Origin of the sequence: Mumia zhuanghuii, from assembly GCF_042681565.1 — a bacterium.
GTDB lineage: Bacteria > Actinomycetota > Actinomycetes > Propionibacteriales > Nocardioidaceae > Mumia.
This window is the reverse complement of sequence record NZ_JBHUFT010000008.1, coordinates 2259119-2274994: the sequence shown is the minus strand read 5'-3', so window position 1 is coordinate 2274994 and position 15876 is coordinate 2259119. Positions and strand designations below refer to the sequence as shown.

16 protein-coding genes are annotated in these 15876 nt (G+C 68.8%); 4 read left to right on the top strand and 12 right to left on the bottom strand.

Annotated elements, in window-relative coordinates:
• Positions 1 to 26: 26 nt before the first annotated feature.
• A complete protein-coding gene (locus ACFSDF_RS19420) occupies positions 27 to 953 on the bottom strand; it encodes a 5'-3' exonuclease (RefSeq protein WP_377158772.1) in 927 nt (308 codons plus the stop codon).
• A gap of 183 nt (positions 954 to 1136) precedes the next feature.
• Between ACFSDF_RS19420 and ACFSDF_RS19415 the strand changes: the two genes are divergently transcribed.
• Positions 1137 to 1436 (top strand): thiamine-binding protein, encoded by a 300-nt coding sequence (locus ACFSDF_RS19415; protein ID WP_167002762.1) that lies wholly within the window; start codon positions 1137 to 1139, stop codon positions 1434 to 1436.
• 29 nt (positions 1437 to 1465) lie between these two features.
• Here the strand turns inward: ACFSDF_RS19415 and ACFSDF_RS19410 are convergent, their stop codons facing one another.
• The 7 genes from ACFSDF_RS19410 to pafA all read right to left on the bottom strand — a co-directional run bounded on the left by ACFSDF_RS19410 (position 1466) and on the right by pafA (position 9868).
• Positions 1466 to 4216, bottom strand: a complete 2751-nt coding sequence (locus ACFSDF_RS19410; protein WP_167002764.1) for a DEAD/DEAH box helicase — start codon at positions 4214 to 4216, stop codon at positions 1466 to 1468.
• 9 nt (positions 4217 to 4225) lie between these two features.
• The gene (gene tatC / locus ACFSDF_RS19405; protein ID WP_167002766.1) at positions 4226 to 5089 is read right to left on the bottom strand and encodes a twin-arginine translocase subunit TatC; all 864 of its coding nucleotides are present in this window, start codon (positions 5087 to 5089) and stop codon (positions 4226 to 4228) included.
• Between the two features lie 65 nt (positions 5090 to 5154).
• The gene (gene tatA / locus ACFSDF_RS19400) at positions 5155 to 5421 is read right to left on the bottom strand and encodes a Sec-independent protein translocase subunit TatA (protein ID WP_377158769.1); all 267 of its coding nucleotides are present in this window, start codon (positions 5419 to 5421) and stop codon (positions 5155 to 5157) included.
• 33 nt (positions 5422 to 5454) lie between these two features.
• Positions 5455 to 6423 carry a helix-turn-helix transcriptional regulator gene (locus ACFSDF_RS19395; protein WP_167002770.1) on the bottom strand — a complete coding sequence of 323 codons (969 nt, stop codon included), beginning with the start codon at positions 6421 to 6423 and terminating at the stop codon, positions 5455 to 5457.
• The gene (locus tag ACFSDF_RS19390) at positions 6420 to 7382 is read right to left on the bottom strand and encodes a helix-turn-helix transcriptional regulator (RefSeq protein ID WP_167002772.1); all 963 of its coding nucleotides are present in this window, start codon (positions 7380 to 7382) and stop codon (positions 6420 to 6422) included. The genes ACFSDF_RS19395 and ACFSDF_RS19390 overlap by 4 nt, the downstream gene beginning before the upstream one ends.
• Positions 7383 to 7481: 99 nt before the next feature.
• Entirely contained in the window at positions 7482 to 8396 is a 915-nt protein-coding gene (locus tag ACFSDF_RS19385) for an FKBP-type peptidyl-prolyl cis-trans isomerase (RefSeq protein WP_167002774.1), read from the bottom strand.
• A gap of 110 nt (positions 8397 to 8506) precedes the next feature.
• Positions 8507 to 9868, bottom strand: coding sequence for a Pup--protein ligase (gene pafA / locus ACFSDF_RS19380; protein WP_377158766.1), 1362 nt, complete (start codon positions 9866 to 9868; stop codon positions 8507 to 8509).
• Between the two features lie 152 nt (positions 9869 to 10020).
• Here pafA and ACFSDF_RS19375 point away from each other — a divergent pair, with 152 nt between their 5' ends.
• Together ACFSDF_RS19375 and ACFSDF_RS19370 are read left to right on the top strand one after the other, a co-directional pair.
• On the top strand, positions 10021 to 11013 hold the full coding sequence (locus tag ACFSDF_RS19375; RefSeq protein ID WP_377158764.1) for an ATP-binding cassette domain-containing protein: 993 nt from the start codon (positions 10021 to 10023) through the stop codon (positions 11011 to 11013).
• Positions 11010 to 11846: an ABC transporter permease gene (locus ACFSDF_RS19370; protein WP_167002778.1), complete on the top strand. Its 837-nt coding sequence runs from the start codon at positions 11010 to 11012 to the stop codon at positions 11844 to 11846. The genes ACFSDF_RS19375 and ACFSDF_RS19370 overlap by 4 nt, the downstream gene beginning before the upstream one ends.
• A 21-nt stretch (positions 11847 to 11867) precedes the next feature.
• On the opposite strand, the gene prcA is transcribed toward ACFSDF_RS19370, so the two are convergent.
• From prcA to dop, 4 genes are all read right to left on the bottom strand, one after another.
• Positions 11868 to 12566: a proteasome subunit alpha gene (prcA, locus tag ACFSDF_RS19365; RefSeq protein WP_377158761.1), complete on the bottom strand. Its 699-nt coding sequence runs from the start codon at positions 12564 to 12566 to the stop codon at positions 11868 to 11870.
• Positions 12567 to 12614: 48 nt separating this feature from the next.
• The gene (prcB, locus tag ACFSDF_RS19360) at positions 12615 to 13430 is read right to left on the bottom strand and encodes a proteasome subunit beta (protein ID WP_167002782.1); all 816 of its coding nucleotides are present in this window, start codon (positions 13428 to 13430) and stop codon (positions 12615 to 12617) included.
• Entirely contained in the window at positions 13430 to 13639 is a 210-nt protein-coding gene (locus ACFSDF_RS19355; RefSeq protein ID WP_208322327.1) for a ubiquitin-like protein Pup, read from the bottom strand. Before ACFSDF_RS19355 ends, prcB begins: the two co-directional genes overlap by 1 nt.
• A gap of 91 nt (positions 13640 to 13730) precedes the next feature.
• Positions 13731 to 15248: a depupylase/deamidase Dop gene (dop, locus tag ACFSDF_RS19350; protein WP_167002784.1), complete on the bottom strand. Its 1518-nt coding sequence runs from the start codon at positions 15246 to 15248 to the stop codon at positions 13731 to 13733.
• Positions 15249 to 15309: 61 nt separating this feature from the next.
• Between dop and ACFSDF_RS19345 the strand changes: the two genes are divergently transcribed.
• Positions 15310 to 15837, top strand: a complete 528-nt coding sequence (locus ACFSDF_RS19345) for an NUDIX hydrolase (protein ID WP_377158758.1) — start codon at positions 15310 to 15312, stop codon at positions 15835 to 15837.
• The last annotated feature ends 39 nt before the right edge of the window (positions 15838 to 15876 follow it).

Genomic DNA, 15876 nt, shown 5'->3' with positions numbered 1-15876 from the left:
CACTACCCGCGCCGTCGCGGGCGCAGTCAGGGTGCTGTGAGGGCGGCGACCGCGCGTTCGGCAGGCCGGCCGAGGCCCCACGCCTCGGCGAGCTCGGCCATCTCACGGACCTGTTCGGTCGAGACCGGACGGAGGGTCAGGTCGACGTCGAGCGGGAGGTCGCGGGCGACCTCGACGACGCGGGGAGCGACCGCGAGGTAGTCGGCCGCGGCGAGCAGGTTGGTCCGGGCGCGGGGTGCGACCTTGGCATGACGATCGGCCGCGGCGGCAAGGATGCCGTCGAGATCCGCGTACGAGGTGAGCAGCGAGGCGGCGGTCTTCTCGCCGATCCCCGCCACCCCCGGCAGGCCGTCGGACGGGTCGCCGCGCAGCACCGCGAAGTCGGCGTACTGCGTCGGCTCGATGCCGTACCGGTCGTGGATCCACCCGGCGTCGACATACTCGAGCTTGCTCATGCCCTTCGCCGGATAGAGCACGCGGACGCCGCGGGCGTCGTCGACGAGCTGGAAGAGGTCACGGTCGCCGGTGACGATGTCGACCGGACCGTCCCACGTCGTGGCGAGCGTGCCGATCACGTCGTCGGCCTCGTAGCCGTCAGCACCCACGATCGGGATGCCGAGGATCTGCAGTGCACGGGCGATGACCGGGACCTGGACGTCGAGCAGGCCGGGCGTCTCCTCGACGTCGGGGCCGGTCTCGGTCACCTGCTCGACCCGGTGCTCCTTGTACGACGGGATCAGCTCGACCCGCCAGGCCGGACGCCAGTCGTTGTCCCAGCAGGCCGCCATCGCGGCCGGCCGGGTGGTGTCGACGAGGGTCGCCACGAAGTCGAGCATCCCGCGGACGGCGTTGACGGGCGTGCCGTCGGGCGCCTTGAGGCTGTCCGGCATCCCGAAGAACGCGCGGAAGTAGAGCGAGGCGGAGTCGAGCAGCAGCAGCTTCTGTCCGGGCATACCCGCACGGTAACGGCCGGAGGTGACACCCCGCTCACGCCGCGGGTCCCTCTCCGACGCTCCCGGGTCGGTCTCTGCGCGCCCCGGGTCCCTCTCCGACGCTCCCGGGTCGGTCTCTGCGCGCCCCGGGTCCCTCTCCGACGCTCCCGGGTCACCATCTGGCACGCCTCGTACGCTGAGACGATGATCGCAGCGTTCAGCATCAGCCCCTCGACCGCCGACGACACCGGCGGGGTCGCCGAGGCAGTCGCGCGCGCCGTCGAAGTGGTCCGCGAAAGCGGATTGCCGCACGAGACAAACGCCATGTTCACCAACGTCGAGGGTGATTGGGACGACGTCATGGACGTCGTGAAGCGTGCCGTCGAAGCGGTCGCCGCAGTCTCGCCCCGCGTGTCGCTCGTCCTCAAGGCGGATATCCGTCCGGGGCACACGGGTCAGCTCGCCGCGAAGGTGCAGCGGATCGAAGAGATCCTCGGAGACTGACCCGGCGCCGGCAGCCAGTGACCCGCGGGCTATTCGGAGACGGAGGTGTACGAGACGACGCCGCGGCGCAGGAGGTCGGCGGCGGCGCGTGCCTTCGACCGCAGCCCCTTGTCCGTCGCCGCGGCCGCGACCTGCTCGATCACGTCGAGCAGCTGCTTGACCGCCCGTACGAAGTCGCCTGCGGCGATGTCGTTGGACTCCAGCACCTCGTCGAGGTCATGGCCCGAGGCCCACTGCCACGCCGTCCACGCGAAGCCGAAGTCGGGCCGCCGCAGGAACGACAGCCGGTGCGAGCGCTCGACCTGCTCCAGCTCGGCCCACGTACGGCTCATCTCGTCGGCCACGATCGCCGACCGTCCACGCGGGAACTGCGGAGGACCGTCGCCCTCGGGATTGCGTGACTCGTACGTCAGTCCGCTCAGCACCGCGGCGAGCTCGGCGGGCTCCAGCTCGTCCCACATACCGCGGCGCAGGCACTCCCCCGCCAGCAGGTCGAGCTCGGAGTAGAGCCGCTGCAGCCTCTGACCGTCAGGTGTGACGGTGTCGCCGTCGAGGTAGCCGAGCTCGTCCAGCACCTCGCACACCCGGTCGAACTGGCGGGCGACGGTGTTGGTGCGCTGCTCGATGCGGCGCCGCTGGTTGCTCGTGTCGCGCTCCAGCCGGAACCAGCGCTCGGCCCAGCGTGCGTGCTCCTCGCGGTCGGGGCACTGGTGGCACGGGTGGTTCTTGAGCTCCGTGCGCAGCTCGTCGATCTGCGGGTCGTGGACCGGCGCGCCCTTGCTCCGGCGCGAGTTCGGGAGGTCGAGGTCACGGGTCTTGTATCGCAGCGTCGACGAGAGGTCGCGGCGCTGCTGGGGGTTGCGGGCGTTGAACGACTTCGGCACCCGGATCCGCGTCGTGGCCTCGATCGGCGTCGGGAAGTCGACCAGACCGAGGCGCCGCGCGTGCCGGTCGGCGGTGAGCACGAACGGGCGCGGTGCGCTGCGGTCCTGGCTGGTTCCCGGATCGAGGATGACCGCCCAGCCGGCCCAGCGACCTGCGGGCACGGCGATGACGTCGCCCGGCCGCAGACGTGAGAGCGAGGCCGCGACGTCGTCGGCGTGCGCAGAGCGACGCTTGCGGGACGCGGCCTGCTCGAGATCCTTCACGCGCCGGCGCAGCGACGCGTACTCCATGAAGTCGCCCTGCGAGCACGCCGCCGCCTCCGCGTACCCGGCGAGCGCCTCGTCGGCCTTGTGCACCTGCCGCGCGAGGCCGACGACCTGACGGTCGGCCTGGAACTGCGCGAACGACTGCTCCAGCATCTGGCGTGCCGTCGCGCGGCCGACCTGGTGGACGAGGTTGACGGCCATGTTGTACGAGGGGTGGAACGACGACCGGAGCGGATACGTACGGGTCGACGCGAGGCCCGCGACGTGCTTCGGGTCGAGGCCTGGCTGCCAGAGGACGACGCCGTGTCCTTCGACGTCGATGCCACGACGTCCGGCCCGGCCGGTGAGCTGGGTGTACTCCCCTGCGGTGACCTCGGCGTGCGTCTCGCCGTTCCACTTCGTGAGCTTCTCGATGACGACCGAGCGCGCCGGCATGTTGATCCCGAGGGCCAGCGTCTCGGTCGCGAACACCGCCTTGACGAGCCCCGCGCTGAACAGGTGCTCGACGATCTCCTTGAACGTCGGGAGCATCCCCGCGTGGTGCGCCGCGACGCCACGGGCCAGCCCCTCGACGAACGCCGGGTAGCCGAGGACGCCGAGGTCGGCGCTCGGCAGCGACGCCGTCGCCTCCTCCACGTACGCCCGGATCTCGCGCTCCTCTGCGGGAGTCGTCAGCCGCAGGTGGGACGCGAGGCACTGCTCGACCGCGGCCTGGCACCCCGCACGGCTGAAGATGAACGTGATCGCCGGCAGCAGCCCGGCCGCGTCGAGCCGGTCGAGGACCTCGACCCTGTTGGGCGTGAAGTGGCGCGAGCGATGGCGGTGGGCCCCGTACGACTGCCCGCGCTTGCCGCGCTTGCCTGGGCCGCCACCCGCGCGTCCGACCTGGCGCATGCGCCACTCGTCGCGAGCGATGCGCTCGAGCTCGCCGTTGACCCGCCCGCCGGCGGCGGGATCCTCCTCGAACAGGTCGTACAGGCGCCTGCCGACGAGGACGTGCTGATAGAGCGGCACCGGGCGGCGCTCGGAGACGACGGTGACGGTGTCGCCGCGGACCTCCGAGAGCCAGTCGCCGAACTCCTCGGCATTGGAGACGGTCGCCGAGAGCGAGACCACCTGCACCGACTCCGGCAGGTGGATGATGACCTCCTCCCAGACCGCGCCGCGGAACCGGTCGGCGAGGTAGTGGACCTCGTCCATCACCACGTAGCCCAGGCCCGCGAGCGTGCGGGACCCCGCGTACAGCATGTTGCGCAGCACCTCGGTCGTCATGATGACGATCGGCGCCTCGCCGTTGATCGTGTTGTCCCCGGTCAGGAGCCCGACGCGGTCGGCGCCGTAGCGCTCCGCGAGATCGTGGAACTTCTGGTTGGACAACGCCTTGATCGGCGTCGTGTAGAAGCACTTGCGCCCGGTCGCGAGCGCGAGGTGGACGGCGAACTCACCGACGAGGGTCTTGCCGGAGCCTGTCGGCGCGGCAACGAGCACGCCGTGCCCCGCCTCCAACGCCTCGCACGACTCGATCTGGAAGTCGTCGAGGCTGAAGTCGTACAGTCCGGCGAACTCGGCGAGGAGAGGATTGGCCTGCGCGGCCCGGAACTGGGAATAGCGCTCCGCCGGTGAGGTCATGCCTCCAGCCTACGGGGCCGGGTGCGAGCCACCCGTCTCGTCGTCGTCCAGGTCGCTCGGCCTGTCGTCGTCGAGGTTGCGTTCGACGACGATCTCCGACATCTCGTCGTCCGAGACTGCCAGGCCCTCGGCTGCGGCACGCTTGGCGCGTCGACGGTCGACGAGATGCGCGATCACCTCGGCGATGAGGAACAGCACGGTCATCGGGAGCGCAAGGAACAGCATCGTGATCGGATCGGTCGACGGCGTCGCCACCGCGGCGAAGACGAAGGTGCCGACGATGATCCATGCCCGAGCGCTCGCGAGCTGCTTTGCGCTCACCGCGCCCATCGCGTTGAGCAGGATCACGAACAGCGGGATCTCGAACGCCACTGCGAACACCAGCAGGATCCGCAGCACGAAGCTGAGGTAGTCCGACAGCGAGTTCAGGTTGGCGACGCCGTCCGGCGTGAACGAGATCAGGAGCTCGATGCCCTTTGGCAGCACGTAGTAGCCGGTGATGAAGCCGACGATGAACAACGGCCCCGCGATCGCGCAGAAGAGTGCCGTCCAGCGGCGCTCACTTCGGTGCAGCGCGGGAACGATGAAGCCCCAGATCTGGTAGAGCCAGACGGGGCTCGAGATGACCAGCCCGGCGACCAACGAGATCTTCATCGCGAAGGTGAATGGCTCGGCGATGCCGGGGAACGTCAGCTTGGCGTCGACTGGGTGGCCGCTGTCGCGGAGGTTCTCGATCGCCCGCTCCCACGGTCCCGTGAGCAGCTCGAGCAGCTGGTCGTAGAAGAACGCCGCGAGCACCGTGCCCGCGACGATCGCGAGGACGGCCTTGAGGAGACGGTCACGCAGCTCGCGCAGGTGTTCCGCTAAGGGCATCGTGCCATCAGGGGACGTGGCCGGCGCCGGCCGCTTCCCCCTCGAGATAAGGGCCACGGGTCAGGTCAGGGCGTGTCGGGGTGCTTGTCGTACGTGGTCGGCTGCACCACGTCGGACGGCAGCGTGGCGGGCTTCTCCTCGACGGCCTTCACCGTCGTGGCAGTCGTCTTGTCGTCCTCGTCGTCGTCGATGAGCCCCTTGGTCTCCGACTTGAAGATCCGCAGGGCACGGCCCGACCCCCGAGCGAGCTCGGGGAGCTTCTTCGCACCGAACAGCAGGACCAGGACAGCCAGGATGAGAACGATCTCCATCGGGCCGATCTGCTTGAACATAGTGACCTCAGTTTCTCAGTGCGGGCTGAGCCTTCATTCGGCATCGTACGCCGCAAGTGAAGCACGAGTCTCGCTGACTATCTGCTCGGCGAGACGTGTGGGCTCCACCACACGGATATTACCTCCGGCGCGAAGGACGAAGCGCTTGAGCCACGCCTCGTCACCCGTGACGACCTTGATCCGGACCCAACCGTCCTCGTCGGTGCCGAGCTCAGTGTGGTCGACATACTCCCGAACCCACAAGGCGTTGGGGTGCAACGCGACCACGGCCTCGTACGCGTCGTCGTGCGGCTGGAACAGTCGGGTGGCGTAGTCGCGGGGCTCGACCCCCTCGTGCTCCGCCACGGCGTCGTCAAGGATCTCGATGCGCTCGACGCGGTCCAGGCGGAAGAGCCGCACGTCGTGCGCGCGGTAGCACCAACCCTCGAGGTAGAGGCGTCCCTCCGCGGTGATCAGCCGCAATGGGTCGACGTCACGGTCGGTCAGCTCGTCGCGTGACTCGACGCGGTACTGGAGGTGGAGTCGGCGTCCCTGGCGCAGCGCCTCAGCGACCCGCTCGTGGACCTGCGACTCGGCGTCCTCGACGAGAACCTCGGCCGCGCCCGCGCCGAGGTCGGCGTCGCCGGTCGCCGCGGTCAGCTTGGCGAGCGCGGACTCCAGCGCCGCCAGATCGCGTCCGGCGACGGTCTCCTTGAGGGCGCGCAGCGCCGTGATCAGCGACGCGGCCTCGTAGCCGTTGAGGCGCAGCGGCCGCTTCAGAAAGTCGGCGTTGTCGATGTAGACGACACCGTCGGCGTTGAGCGCGTCCATGTCCACATCGATCATCTCGCCGGACACCGCCTCGGGCAGTCCGCAGAACCACAGCACGTTGAGGTCCTTGACGATCTGAGCCTTGGGGACCCCGAACAGCTCGGCGACCTCGGTGACGGGAACCCCGTCGTTCGTGCGCAGATAGGGGACGAGTGCGAGCATCCGCTCGATCTGCTTCGCGGACGGGCTCACCGGCTCGACACCTCCAGGACGCGGGCGAGGCGGTCACGGACCTCGGTGCGCAGCTCGGGAGGAGACACGGCGACGGCGTCGGGCCCGTACGAGGCGATGTCGGAGGCCAGCTCGCCGGCCGAGCCGTACGGCACCTCGATCACGTCCCAGCCCTCGTCGCCGGGCTCCTGGGTCGTGGCGCGGCGCCGCAGCCCGAGGCCACGGCCCTTGCGTACGCGTACGACCGCGTCGGACGTGGGCGGGGCGGGAAACAGCGAGGCGGCGATCTCGCGGACGTCCGCGTCGTCCGGCACGTCGAACTCCATCGACGCGCCGGCGGCCTCGACGTCTCCGACGACCCTGCTGAGACGGAAGAGGCGCTGGTCGGCGCGGTCGCGGTCGTAGCCGACGAGATACCAGCGGCCGTGCCACGACACGACGCGCCACGGCTCGACGACCCGCTGGGCGCGTGCGCCATCGGCGCGTTCGTACAGGAAGGTGACGGGGGTACGGGTGACGACCGCGTCCCAGACCGCCTCGAAGGCGGGCTCGCTCGCGGCGAGGCGGGGCTCGACACCGGAGAGCGCGTCGGGATCGACGGGGACGCCTGCGGCGACGAGCTTGCGGAGGGCGACGGCGGTCGCGTCACCGAGGCGCGCGCTCTGCCAGACCCGTGCGGCGACGCCGATCACGGCAGCCTCCGCGGGCTCGAGGTCGATCGGCGGGAGCTCGAAGTCCTCTCGACGGATCCGGTAGCCCGGCTCGACGCCGTGGTAGGACTCGGTCTCCCCCACCTCGATGCGGATGCCGATGGTCCGCAGTGCGTCTTTGTCCCGCTCGAACATCCGGTCGAACGCGGCGTCGGACTGGCCGCGGTAGGGCTCGATGACCTCACGGATGCGGGACTTGGGGAGAGAGGTCGGCGTCACCAGGAGCGCGATGAGGAGGTTCATCAGCCGCTCGGTCGTGCGTGGTGCCACCGGATACTCCTCGTCGGGTCGGACCAGCAGGTCAGCCAACAAACTACATCGTCGGAGAACTACCGTGCCGGACCCGACGAGGAGGACGGGCGCGCGCCGTTACGGCGTGGGCGTGGCCGCCGGTGCGGCCTTCTTCACGAGATCGACCACGAACACGAGCGTGTCGCCGCCGTTGATGCCGCCGTCCGGACGACCGGCTGCACCGTACGCATCGGTGTAAGGGATCGTGATGAGAACGCGGTCACCGATCTTCTTGCCGACGAGGCCGGTGATGAAGCCCGGGATCATCTGGCCCTCCTTGAGCTCGAAGTCGACGGTGCCGCCGGACTTGTACGAGCTGTCGAAGGTCTTGCCGTCACGGCCGTTGACGCCCACGTAGCGGACGGAGACCGAGTCGCCCGCCTTGACGGTCTCAGCCTTCTTGCCCTTGGCGGGCGTGAGGACCTTCGACTCGGTCTTGGCGACGACCAGCGGCGTCTTCTTCAGGGTGATCTTGGGCTCTGCGTCGCCCTTGCCCGAGACGCTGACGTCGGCGATCGTGCCCGTCACCTTGGGTGCCTCCCACTTGGAGAGGACGTCGGCGACGACCAGGAGCGTGTCGTCGGCGTTCTCGCCCTCGGTCTGCCCGAGGTCCTTGCCGGTGAGACCGATCAGGACGCGGGTGCCGTAGGGCTTGCCGACGAGCGCGGGGGCAAGGATGGTGTCCTGGGTGGAGTCGAGCGTGGTGGCGCTGTCGCCTTCGGTCTCGAACGTGCCGCCCATCTCCTTGCCGTCCTTGGCCTGGATGATGACGTACTTCATCGTGGCGTTGTCGCCCTCGGCAACCTTCGGGCCGTCGCCCTCGGTGATGACGCGGCTGGTCATCTCGTCGACCTCGACGCCCTTGGCGTCCTTCACCTCAGGCGCCTCACCGACCTTGCCGGTCACGGTGACGTCATCGAAGGTGCCCGCGTCGGATTCGTCGTCTCCGCCACCACAGGCGGCGGCAGTGAAGACGAGGAGCGGGGCGATCATCAGGGCTGCTAGGCGGCGCACGCGGCGGTACCAATCACTCGGAGTCAGGGCAACGACTGCAACGGTAGCCGACGAACCTCAGAAAACCATGAGGAGTCTGAACGGCTCTCTCACATGCCGTCGATGAGCTTCTGGACGCGCTCGTCGTGCGACCGGAACGGGTCCTTGCAAAGGACGGTGCGCTGGGCCTGGTCGTTGAGCTTGAGATGCACCCAGTCGACGGTGAAATCGCGCCGTCGCTCCTGTGCACGCTTGATGAATTCGCCGCGCAGGCGGGCCCGCGTGGTCTGCGGGGGCTTGGACTTCGCCTCGAAGATCGCCAGGTCGTCGGTCACCCGAGCCACCGCCCCTTGACGCTCGAGCAGGTAGTAGAGACCGCGGTCGCGCAGGATGTCGTGGTATGCGAGGTCCATCTGCGCGATGCGCGGGTGGCTCCACGTGAGGTTGTTCTTCTCGCGGTAGCGGTCGAGCAACCGATACTTGATGACCCAGTCGATCTCGCGCTCGACCAGCGACAGGTCCTCGGACTCGACGGCCTTGAGCGTGCGCTCCCACAGCTCCAGCGCCCGTACGGAGACCGCGTTGTCAGGGTCGAACCGGTCGACGAAGGCGCGCGCCTTGGTGAGGTACTCGGACTGGATCTCCAGCGCGGAGAGCTCGCGTCCATTGGCGAGCGCGACCTTGCGGCGCCCCGTCACGTCGTGGGAGATCTCACGGATGGCGCGGATCGGGTTGTCGAGGGTCATGTCGCGCATCGGGATGCCGGCCTCGATCATCTGCAGGACGAGGTGCGTCGTCGCGACCTTGAGCAGCATCGTCGTCTCGCTCATGTTCGAGTCGCCGACGATGACGTGCAGACGGCGGTAGCGCTCGGCGTCCGCGTGCGGCTCGTCGCGGGTGTTGATGATCGGGCGCGAGCGCGTCGTCGCTGACGAGACGCCCTCCCAGATGTGCTCGGCGCGCTGCGAGACGGAGAACATCGCCCCCCGCGGAGTCTGCTGGACCTTGCCTGCGCCGCAGATGATCTGGCGCGACACCAGGAACGGGATCAGGATGTCGGCGATCCGGCTGAACTCGCCGTCGCGAGAGACGAGGTAGTTCTCGTGGCACCCGTACGAGTTGCCGGCGGAGTCGGTGTTGTTCTTGAAGAGATAGATGTCGCCGAGGATGCCGTCCTCGCGCAGCCGCGTCTGGGCGTCAAGCAGAAGCCCTTCGAGGACCCGCTCCCCCGCCTTGTCGTGGGTCACGAGCTCGACGATGTCGTCGCACTCCGGGGTGGCGTACTCCGGGTGGCTGCCGACGTCCAGATAGAGCCGGGCGCCGTTACGCAGGAAGACGTTGCTGCTGCGCCCCCAGGACACGACCCGGCGGAACAGATAGCGCGCCACCTCGTCCGGCGACAGGCGTCGCTGTCCCCGGAACGTGCACGTCACGCCGTACTCGTTCTCGATCCCGAAGATCCGTCGGTCCACGTCACCACCCTATGCCTGAAGTGCGCGGGCCACTGGGACCTGCGCAGCGCCGCATCGATGAGTTATTCGTTCGAGAAGTGTCGTACCCCTGTGCGAGGGTGTTGGTATTCCTAACAGGAATAGTTCGATGAGGCAACGACCGGGTGAGGGACATGGACAGCGGGATCGCGATCGAGACGCAAGAGCTCGTCAAGACGTTCGGAGACAAGCGCGCGGTGGACGGGATCGACCTGCGCGTGCCTGAGGGCGGTGTCTACGGGTTCCTTGGACCCAACGGCGCGGGCAAGACCACGACGATCCAGATCCTGGCGACGCTGCTCAAACCTGACGGCGGCTCTGCAAAGGTCTTCGGGCACGACGTGGCGCGTGACCCTGACTCCGTACGAAGCCTGGTGAGCCTGACCGGCCAGTACTCCTCGGTCGACGAGGACCTCACCGGCCGCGAGAACCTCCAGCTCCTCGGACGCGTGCTCGGGTTCTCTCGCGAGCAGGCGCGCGGGCGGTGCGACGACCTCCTCGAGGCGTTCGGCCTGACCGACGCCGCCACCAAGCAGGTCAAGCGCTACTCCGGTGGCATGCGGCGGCGTCTCGACATCGCGGCGAGCATCGTCGTCACGCCCCAGCTGCTGTTCCTCGACGAGCCGACGACGGGCCTCGATCCGCGCAGCCGCAACCAGGTCTGGGACATCGTCCGCGCCCTGACCGCGCGCGGCACGACGGTCTTGCTCACCACCCAGTACCTCGACGAGGCTGACCAGCTCGCGGAGCGGATCGCCGTCATCGACACCGGCCGCATCATCGCCGAGGGCACGAGCAGCCAGCTCAAGGCGTCGGTCGGGTCCGGTGCCCTCCACGTCCACCTGCACGACCCGGCCGACCGCACCCGTGCGATCGACATCCTTACCCGTGCGTTCGGCGACGAGGTGTTCCCCGGCAGCGATCCCGCGGACGTCACGGGTCGCGTCGACGACCGGTCCAAGGTGCCGGCGGCGCTCGCGACGCTGGCTGCCGACGGCGTCGAGCTCGCCGGCTTCAGCTACGGCCAGCCGACCCTCGACGAGGTCTTCCTCGCCCTGACGGGCCACACCGCCGAAGACGCCGAGGTCTCCGTGGAGGCCGCCGACACAGAAGGAGCGGTGGCATGACCACCACGACCACCGACACCCCGATCGTCGCCGAGAAGCTCGACGCGGTCCTCGCCTCCGGGCCGCGCCCGCCGCGCGCCAACGCCGTGACGACGACATTGGCGTTCGGCTGGCGCGCCATCCTCCGGATCAAGCACGTCCCCGAGCAACTCTTCGACGTGACGCTGTTCCCGATCATCTCGGTGCTGATGTTCACGTACCTGTTCGGCGGAGCCATCGCAGGTTCGACGAGCGCCTATCTCCAGTTCCTCCTGCCAGGCATCCTGGTCCAGACCGTCGTCATGATCACGATGTACACGGGCGTCGCGCTCAACACCGACATCGAGAAGGGCGTCTTCGACCGCATCCGTACGCTGCCGATCTGGCGGCCGTCGGCGCTCGTCGGTGCACTCCTCGGCGACGCCGTCCGCTACACCCTGGCCTCGCTCTTCGTCGTCACGCTCGGTCTGATCCTCGGCTACCGGCCGGACGGCGGCGTCATCGGCGTCCTGCTGGGCGTCGTGGTGCTGATGGTGTTCTGCTTCGCGTTCAGCTGGCTCTGGACATGGGTCGGGCTGCTTGCGCGCAGCCCGCAGTCGGTCATGGGCATCAGCATGATGGTGCTGTTCCCGTTGGCGTTCCTGAGCCCTGTCTTCGTCGATCCCAAGACGATGCCCGAGTGGCTGCAGGCGTTCGTCGAGGTCAACCCCATCTCGCACGCCGTGTACGCCGTTCGTGGTCTCATGTCCGGCGACTCCGTCGGCGACGAGGTCGTGTGGACGTTCATCGCGGCCGCGGTGATGATCGCGATCTTCGCGCCGCTGACCATGCGGGCGTACGGGCGCCGTCGCTGACGTGGTGCGTACGCCTCGAGGTCAGCCTGCGACGAGCCCGGCTTCGACCTGCGCGTTCGAGATCCGCTTGAACTTGCGGGGCTGGCTGCGGGTACGGTCGAGCACCGCGACCTCGAGCTGGTCAGCGGTGATGGTCCGCGGCGCGGTGTCCTCGTGGCCGAGCGCCTTGGCCGCCAGCACGATCGCACCGTCGAGGTCGAGCCCCGCCGTGTAGTGGTCCTTGAGATAGCCCTCGGCCGACTCCGCCTGCCCACCCATCACGGCGTGGCCCTGGATGTCCGCCACCGAGCCGTCGTAGGTCAGCCGGTAGATCTGATCCAGCTCGGGAGTCGTCCCGACCTCGGCGACGAACAGCTCCACCTCGTACGGCTTCTCGCCGCCGGAGGAGAAGATCGTGCCGAGCGTCTGGGCGTACGCGTTGGCGAGGCCTCGGCCGGTGACGTCGCTGCGGTCGTACGAGTAGCCACGCAGGTCGGCGAGGCGGACGCCGGCGATCCGCAGGTTCTCGAACTCGTTGTAGCGTCCGACGGCGGCGAACCCGATCCGGTCGTAGATCTCGCTGATCTTGTGCAACGCGTTGGACTGGTTTTCGGCGACGAAGAGCACGCCGTCGGCGTACTGGACGACCACGACGCTGCGGCCGCGGGCGATGCCCTTGCGCGCGAAGTCCGCGCGGTCCTTCATCAGCTGCTCGGGCGAGACGTAGAACCCTGCGCTCACGGGATTCCTCTCTGGTTCAGGGACGACGACGGGTGCGGATCAGGAGGGCTACTCGACCGGGGCCGAGGGGCCGTCGGGCCGTGTCATGCGCCCACCGATGACCCGGTCGGCGATCGCGGCCGTCGTGTCGTCCTCATACGCGTGGTAGCCGTCGGCGGTGATGACGGCGACCATCGGGAAGATCCGACGGGTGAGGTCGGGCCCACCGGTCGCGGAATCGTCGTCGGCGGCGTCGTACAACGCCTGGATGCAGGCCGTCACCGCCTCGGTCTCGCTGAGATCGGGACGGTAGAGCTTCTTGAGGGCTCCGCGCGCGAACATCGAACCGGACCCGACCGAGTGGAACGAACGTTCCTCGTTGCGGTTGCCGGTCACGTCGAACACGAAGATGCGGCCGACCTCGGCGTCGAGGTCGTACGCGGCGAACAGCGGCACCACGGCCAGGCCCTGCATCGCCATCGCGAGGTTGTTACGGATGAGCGTCGCCAGGCGGTTGGCCTTGCCATCGGTCGAGAGCGGGATGCCCTCGATCTTCTCGTAATGCTCGAGCTCGAGCTGGAACAGGCGCGTCATCTCGACGGCGATGCCCGCGGTGCCGGCGATGCCGACCGCGGAGAACTCGTCTGCAGGGAAGACCTTCTGGATGTCACGCTGCGCGATGACGTTGCCCATCGTCGCGCGCCGGTCCCCCGCCATCACGACGCCGCCCGGGAAGGTCGCGGCAACGATCGTCGTCGCGTGGGTGATCTGCTGGGTCACCGTCGCTTCTCCGAGCCGCGCGGACGGCAGCAGCTCGGGCTGGTGCCGCGCGAGAAACTCGGTGAACGAGGAGGAACCGGAGGTCAGGAAGGCCTCAGGCAGCATCACTGTCCGCCCTTCTGCACGAAGCTGCGCACGAACTCCTCGGCGTTCTCCTCGAGCACGTCGTCGATCTCGTCGAGGATGGAGTCGATGTCGTCGTCGAGCTTCTCCTTGCGCTCGGCGACGTCCTCCGCGGGCGCGACCTCGACGTCCTCTTCGGACTCGGTGCTCTTGCGTGTGGTCTTGTGCTGCTGTCCGCCGTCGCGTGCCATCACAACCTCCTCGAGTCGGCTGTCGTGCCGTGGTCTCGACCCTATACCGCAGGGGTGACGAGGGGGGTGCGACTTCGCGGGAGACGAACGTCTAGCGCCGGGTGAGCGCGTTGAACAGGTCCTGAGCGGTCTCGCACTCCTCCAGCAGGCGCCCGACGTGCTCGCGCGTGCCTCGAAGCGGCTCCATGGTCGGGATCCGCTGCAGCGTGTCGCGTCCGGGGAGGTCGAAGATCACCGAGTCCCACGACGCTGCGGCGACGGCGTCGGGGTAGCGCGACAGGCAGCTGCCGCGGAAGTAGGCACGGGTGTCCTCGGGCGGCTCGGTGACAGCGCGTTCGATCTCCGCGTCGGACAGCAGGCGCTTCATGCGCCCCGACCGTACGAGGCGGTGGTAGAGGCCCTTCTCCGGGCGCAGGTCGGCGTACTGGAGATCCACGAGGTGCAGCTTGGCGTGGTCCCAGTCGAGGCCGTCGCGCTCGCGGTAGGACTCCAGTAGCGCCAGCTTGGCGACCCAGTCGAGCTCCTCACGCAGCCCCATCGGGTCACTGCCGAGGCGCGTCAGCACCGACTCCCAGCGGTCGAGCACGTCCTTGGTCTGGCCGGCACCGAGGTCGACGGCGTCGTCGGCCTGTTCGACGAACGCGACCGCCTTCTCGAGGTACGCCCACTGCAGGTCGAGCGCGGTGACCGTACGACCGTCGGCGAGGTTGACGGTGGTGCGCAGCGAGGGATCGTGGGAGATGGCGTAGAGGGCGTTGATCGGCTGGGCGAGCTCGAGACCGCTGCCGAGGAACCCCGCCTCGATCATCGCGAGGACGAGCGAGGTCGTGCCGAGCTTGAGGTAGGCGGAGATCTCGGAGAGGTTGGCATCGCCGATGATGACGTGCAGGCGGCGATACTTCGACGGGTCGGCGTGCGGCTCGTCGCGGGTGTTGATGATGGGCCGCTTGAGCGTCGTCTCCAGGCCGACGCCGACCTCGAAGTAGTCGGCACGCTGGCTGATCTGGAAGCCGCTCTCGGACCCGTCCTGCTGCCGTCCGACCCGACCGGCGCCGCACACCACCTGGCGGGAGACGAAGAACGGCGTCAGATGCTCGACGATCGCGCCGAACGGCACGTCGCGACGCATCAGGTAGTTCTCGTGGGCCCCGTACGAGGCACCCTTGTTGTCGACGTTGTTCTTGTAGAGCAGCAGCCCGGGTGATCCTGGCATCCGCGACGCGAGCTCGGCGCCGCGCTGCATGACGAGCTCGCCGGCCTTCTCCCAGAGGACGACGTCGCGCGGCGTCGTGCACTCGGGCGTCGAATACTCAGGGTGTGCGTGGTCGACGTACAGGCGCGCGCCGTTGGTGAGGATGACGTTGGCGAGCCCGAGGTCCTCGTCGGTGAGCTGGGTCGGGTCGGCGCGGTCGCGGCTGAGGTCGAACCCGCGCGCGTCGCGGAGCGGGTTCTCCTCCTCGAAGTCCCAGCGGGCGCGACGGGTCAGCCCGTGAGCGCTGGCGTACGCGTTCACGACCTGCGTCGACGCCACCATCTGGTTGGCCGTGGGCTGCCCCTTCACCGAGATGCCGTACTCGACCTCGGATCCCATCACCCGTCGCACCGTCATATCGCCAGCCTAGCCACCGGGGACCCCTGGCCTGGGATCACGCGCTGTCATGATGGCCGCCATGGACGAGATCGTGGCCTTGTACGACACCGACGGCCTGCCCTGCGGGAGTGCTCCGCGCGCGCTCGTGCGGCGGGACAATCTGCACCACGCGGCGACGGCGGTGGTCGTGCTCGACCCCGACGAGCGGGTGTACGTGCACCGGCGTACGACGACGAAGGACGTCTATCCGGGGATGTACGACGTGTGCGCCGGTGGCGTCCTGCTGGCCGGCGAGGGCCCGTACGAGGGGGCCGTACGCGAGGTCGCCGAGGAGCTCGGCGTGTCCGGCGTGCCGCTGGTACCGATCTTCACCGGCGCGTACGAGGACGCACACACGTCGTACGAGGCGTTCGGCTATCTCGTGGACAACTGGAGCGGCGAGGTGCGCTGGCAGCCCGAGGAGGTCGCATGGGGCGGCTGGATGGCGCTGGAGGAAGTCGTCGCGCGGTTGGACGACCCCGACTGGCCGCTCGTCCCCGACTCGCGCGCCCTCGTGGGCCCGTGGCTGCGCGCGAGGGCACAGTCCCCGGGACGTCATACATTCTGAGGGTGCGGAGCCCCGGAACGTATGACGTCCCGGGCGTGC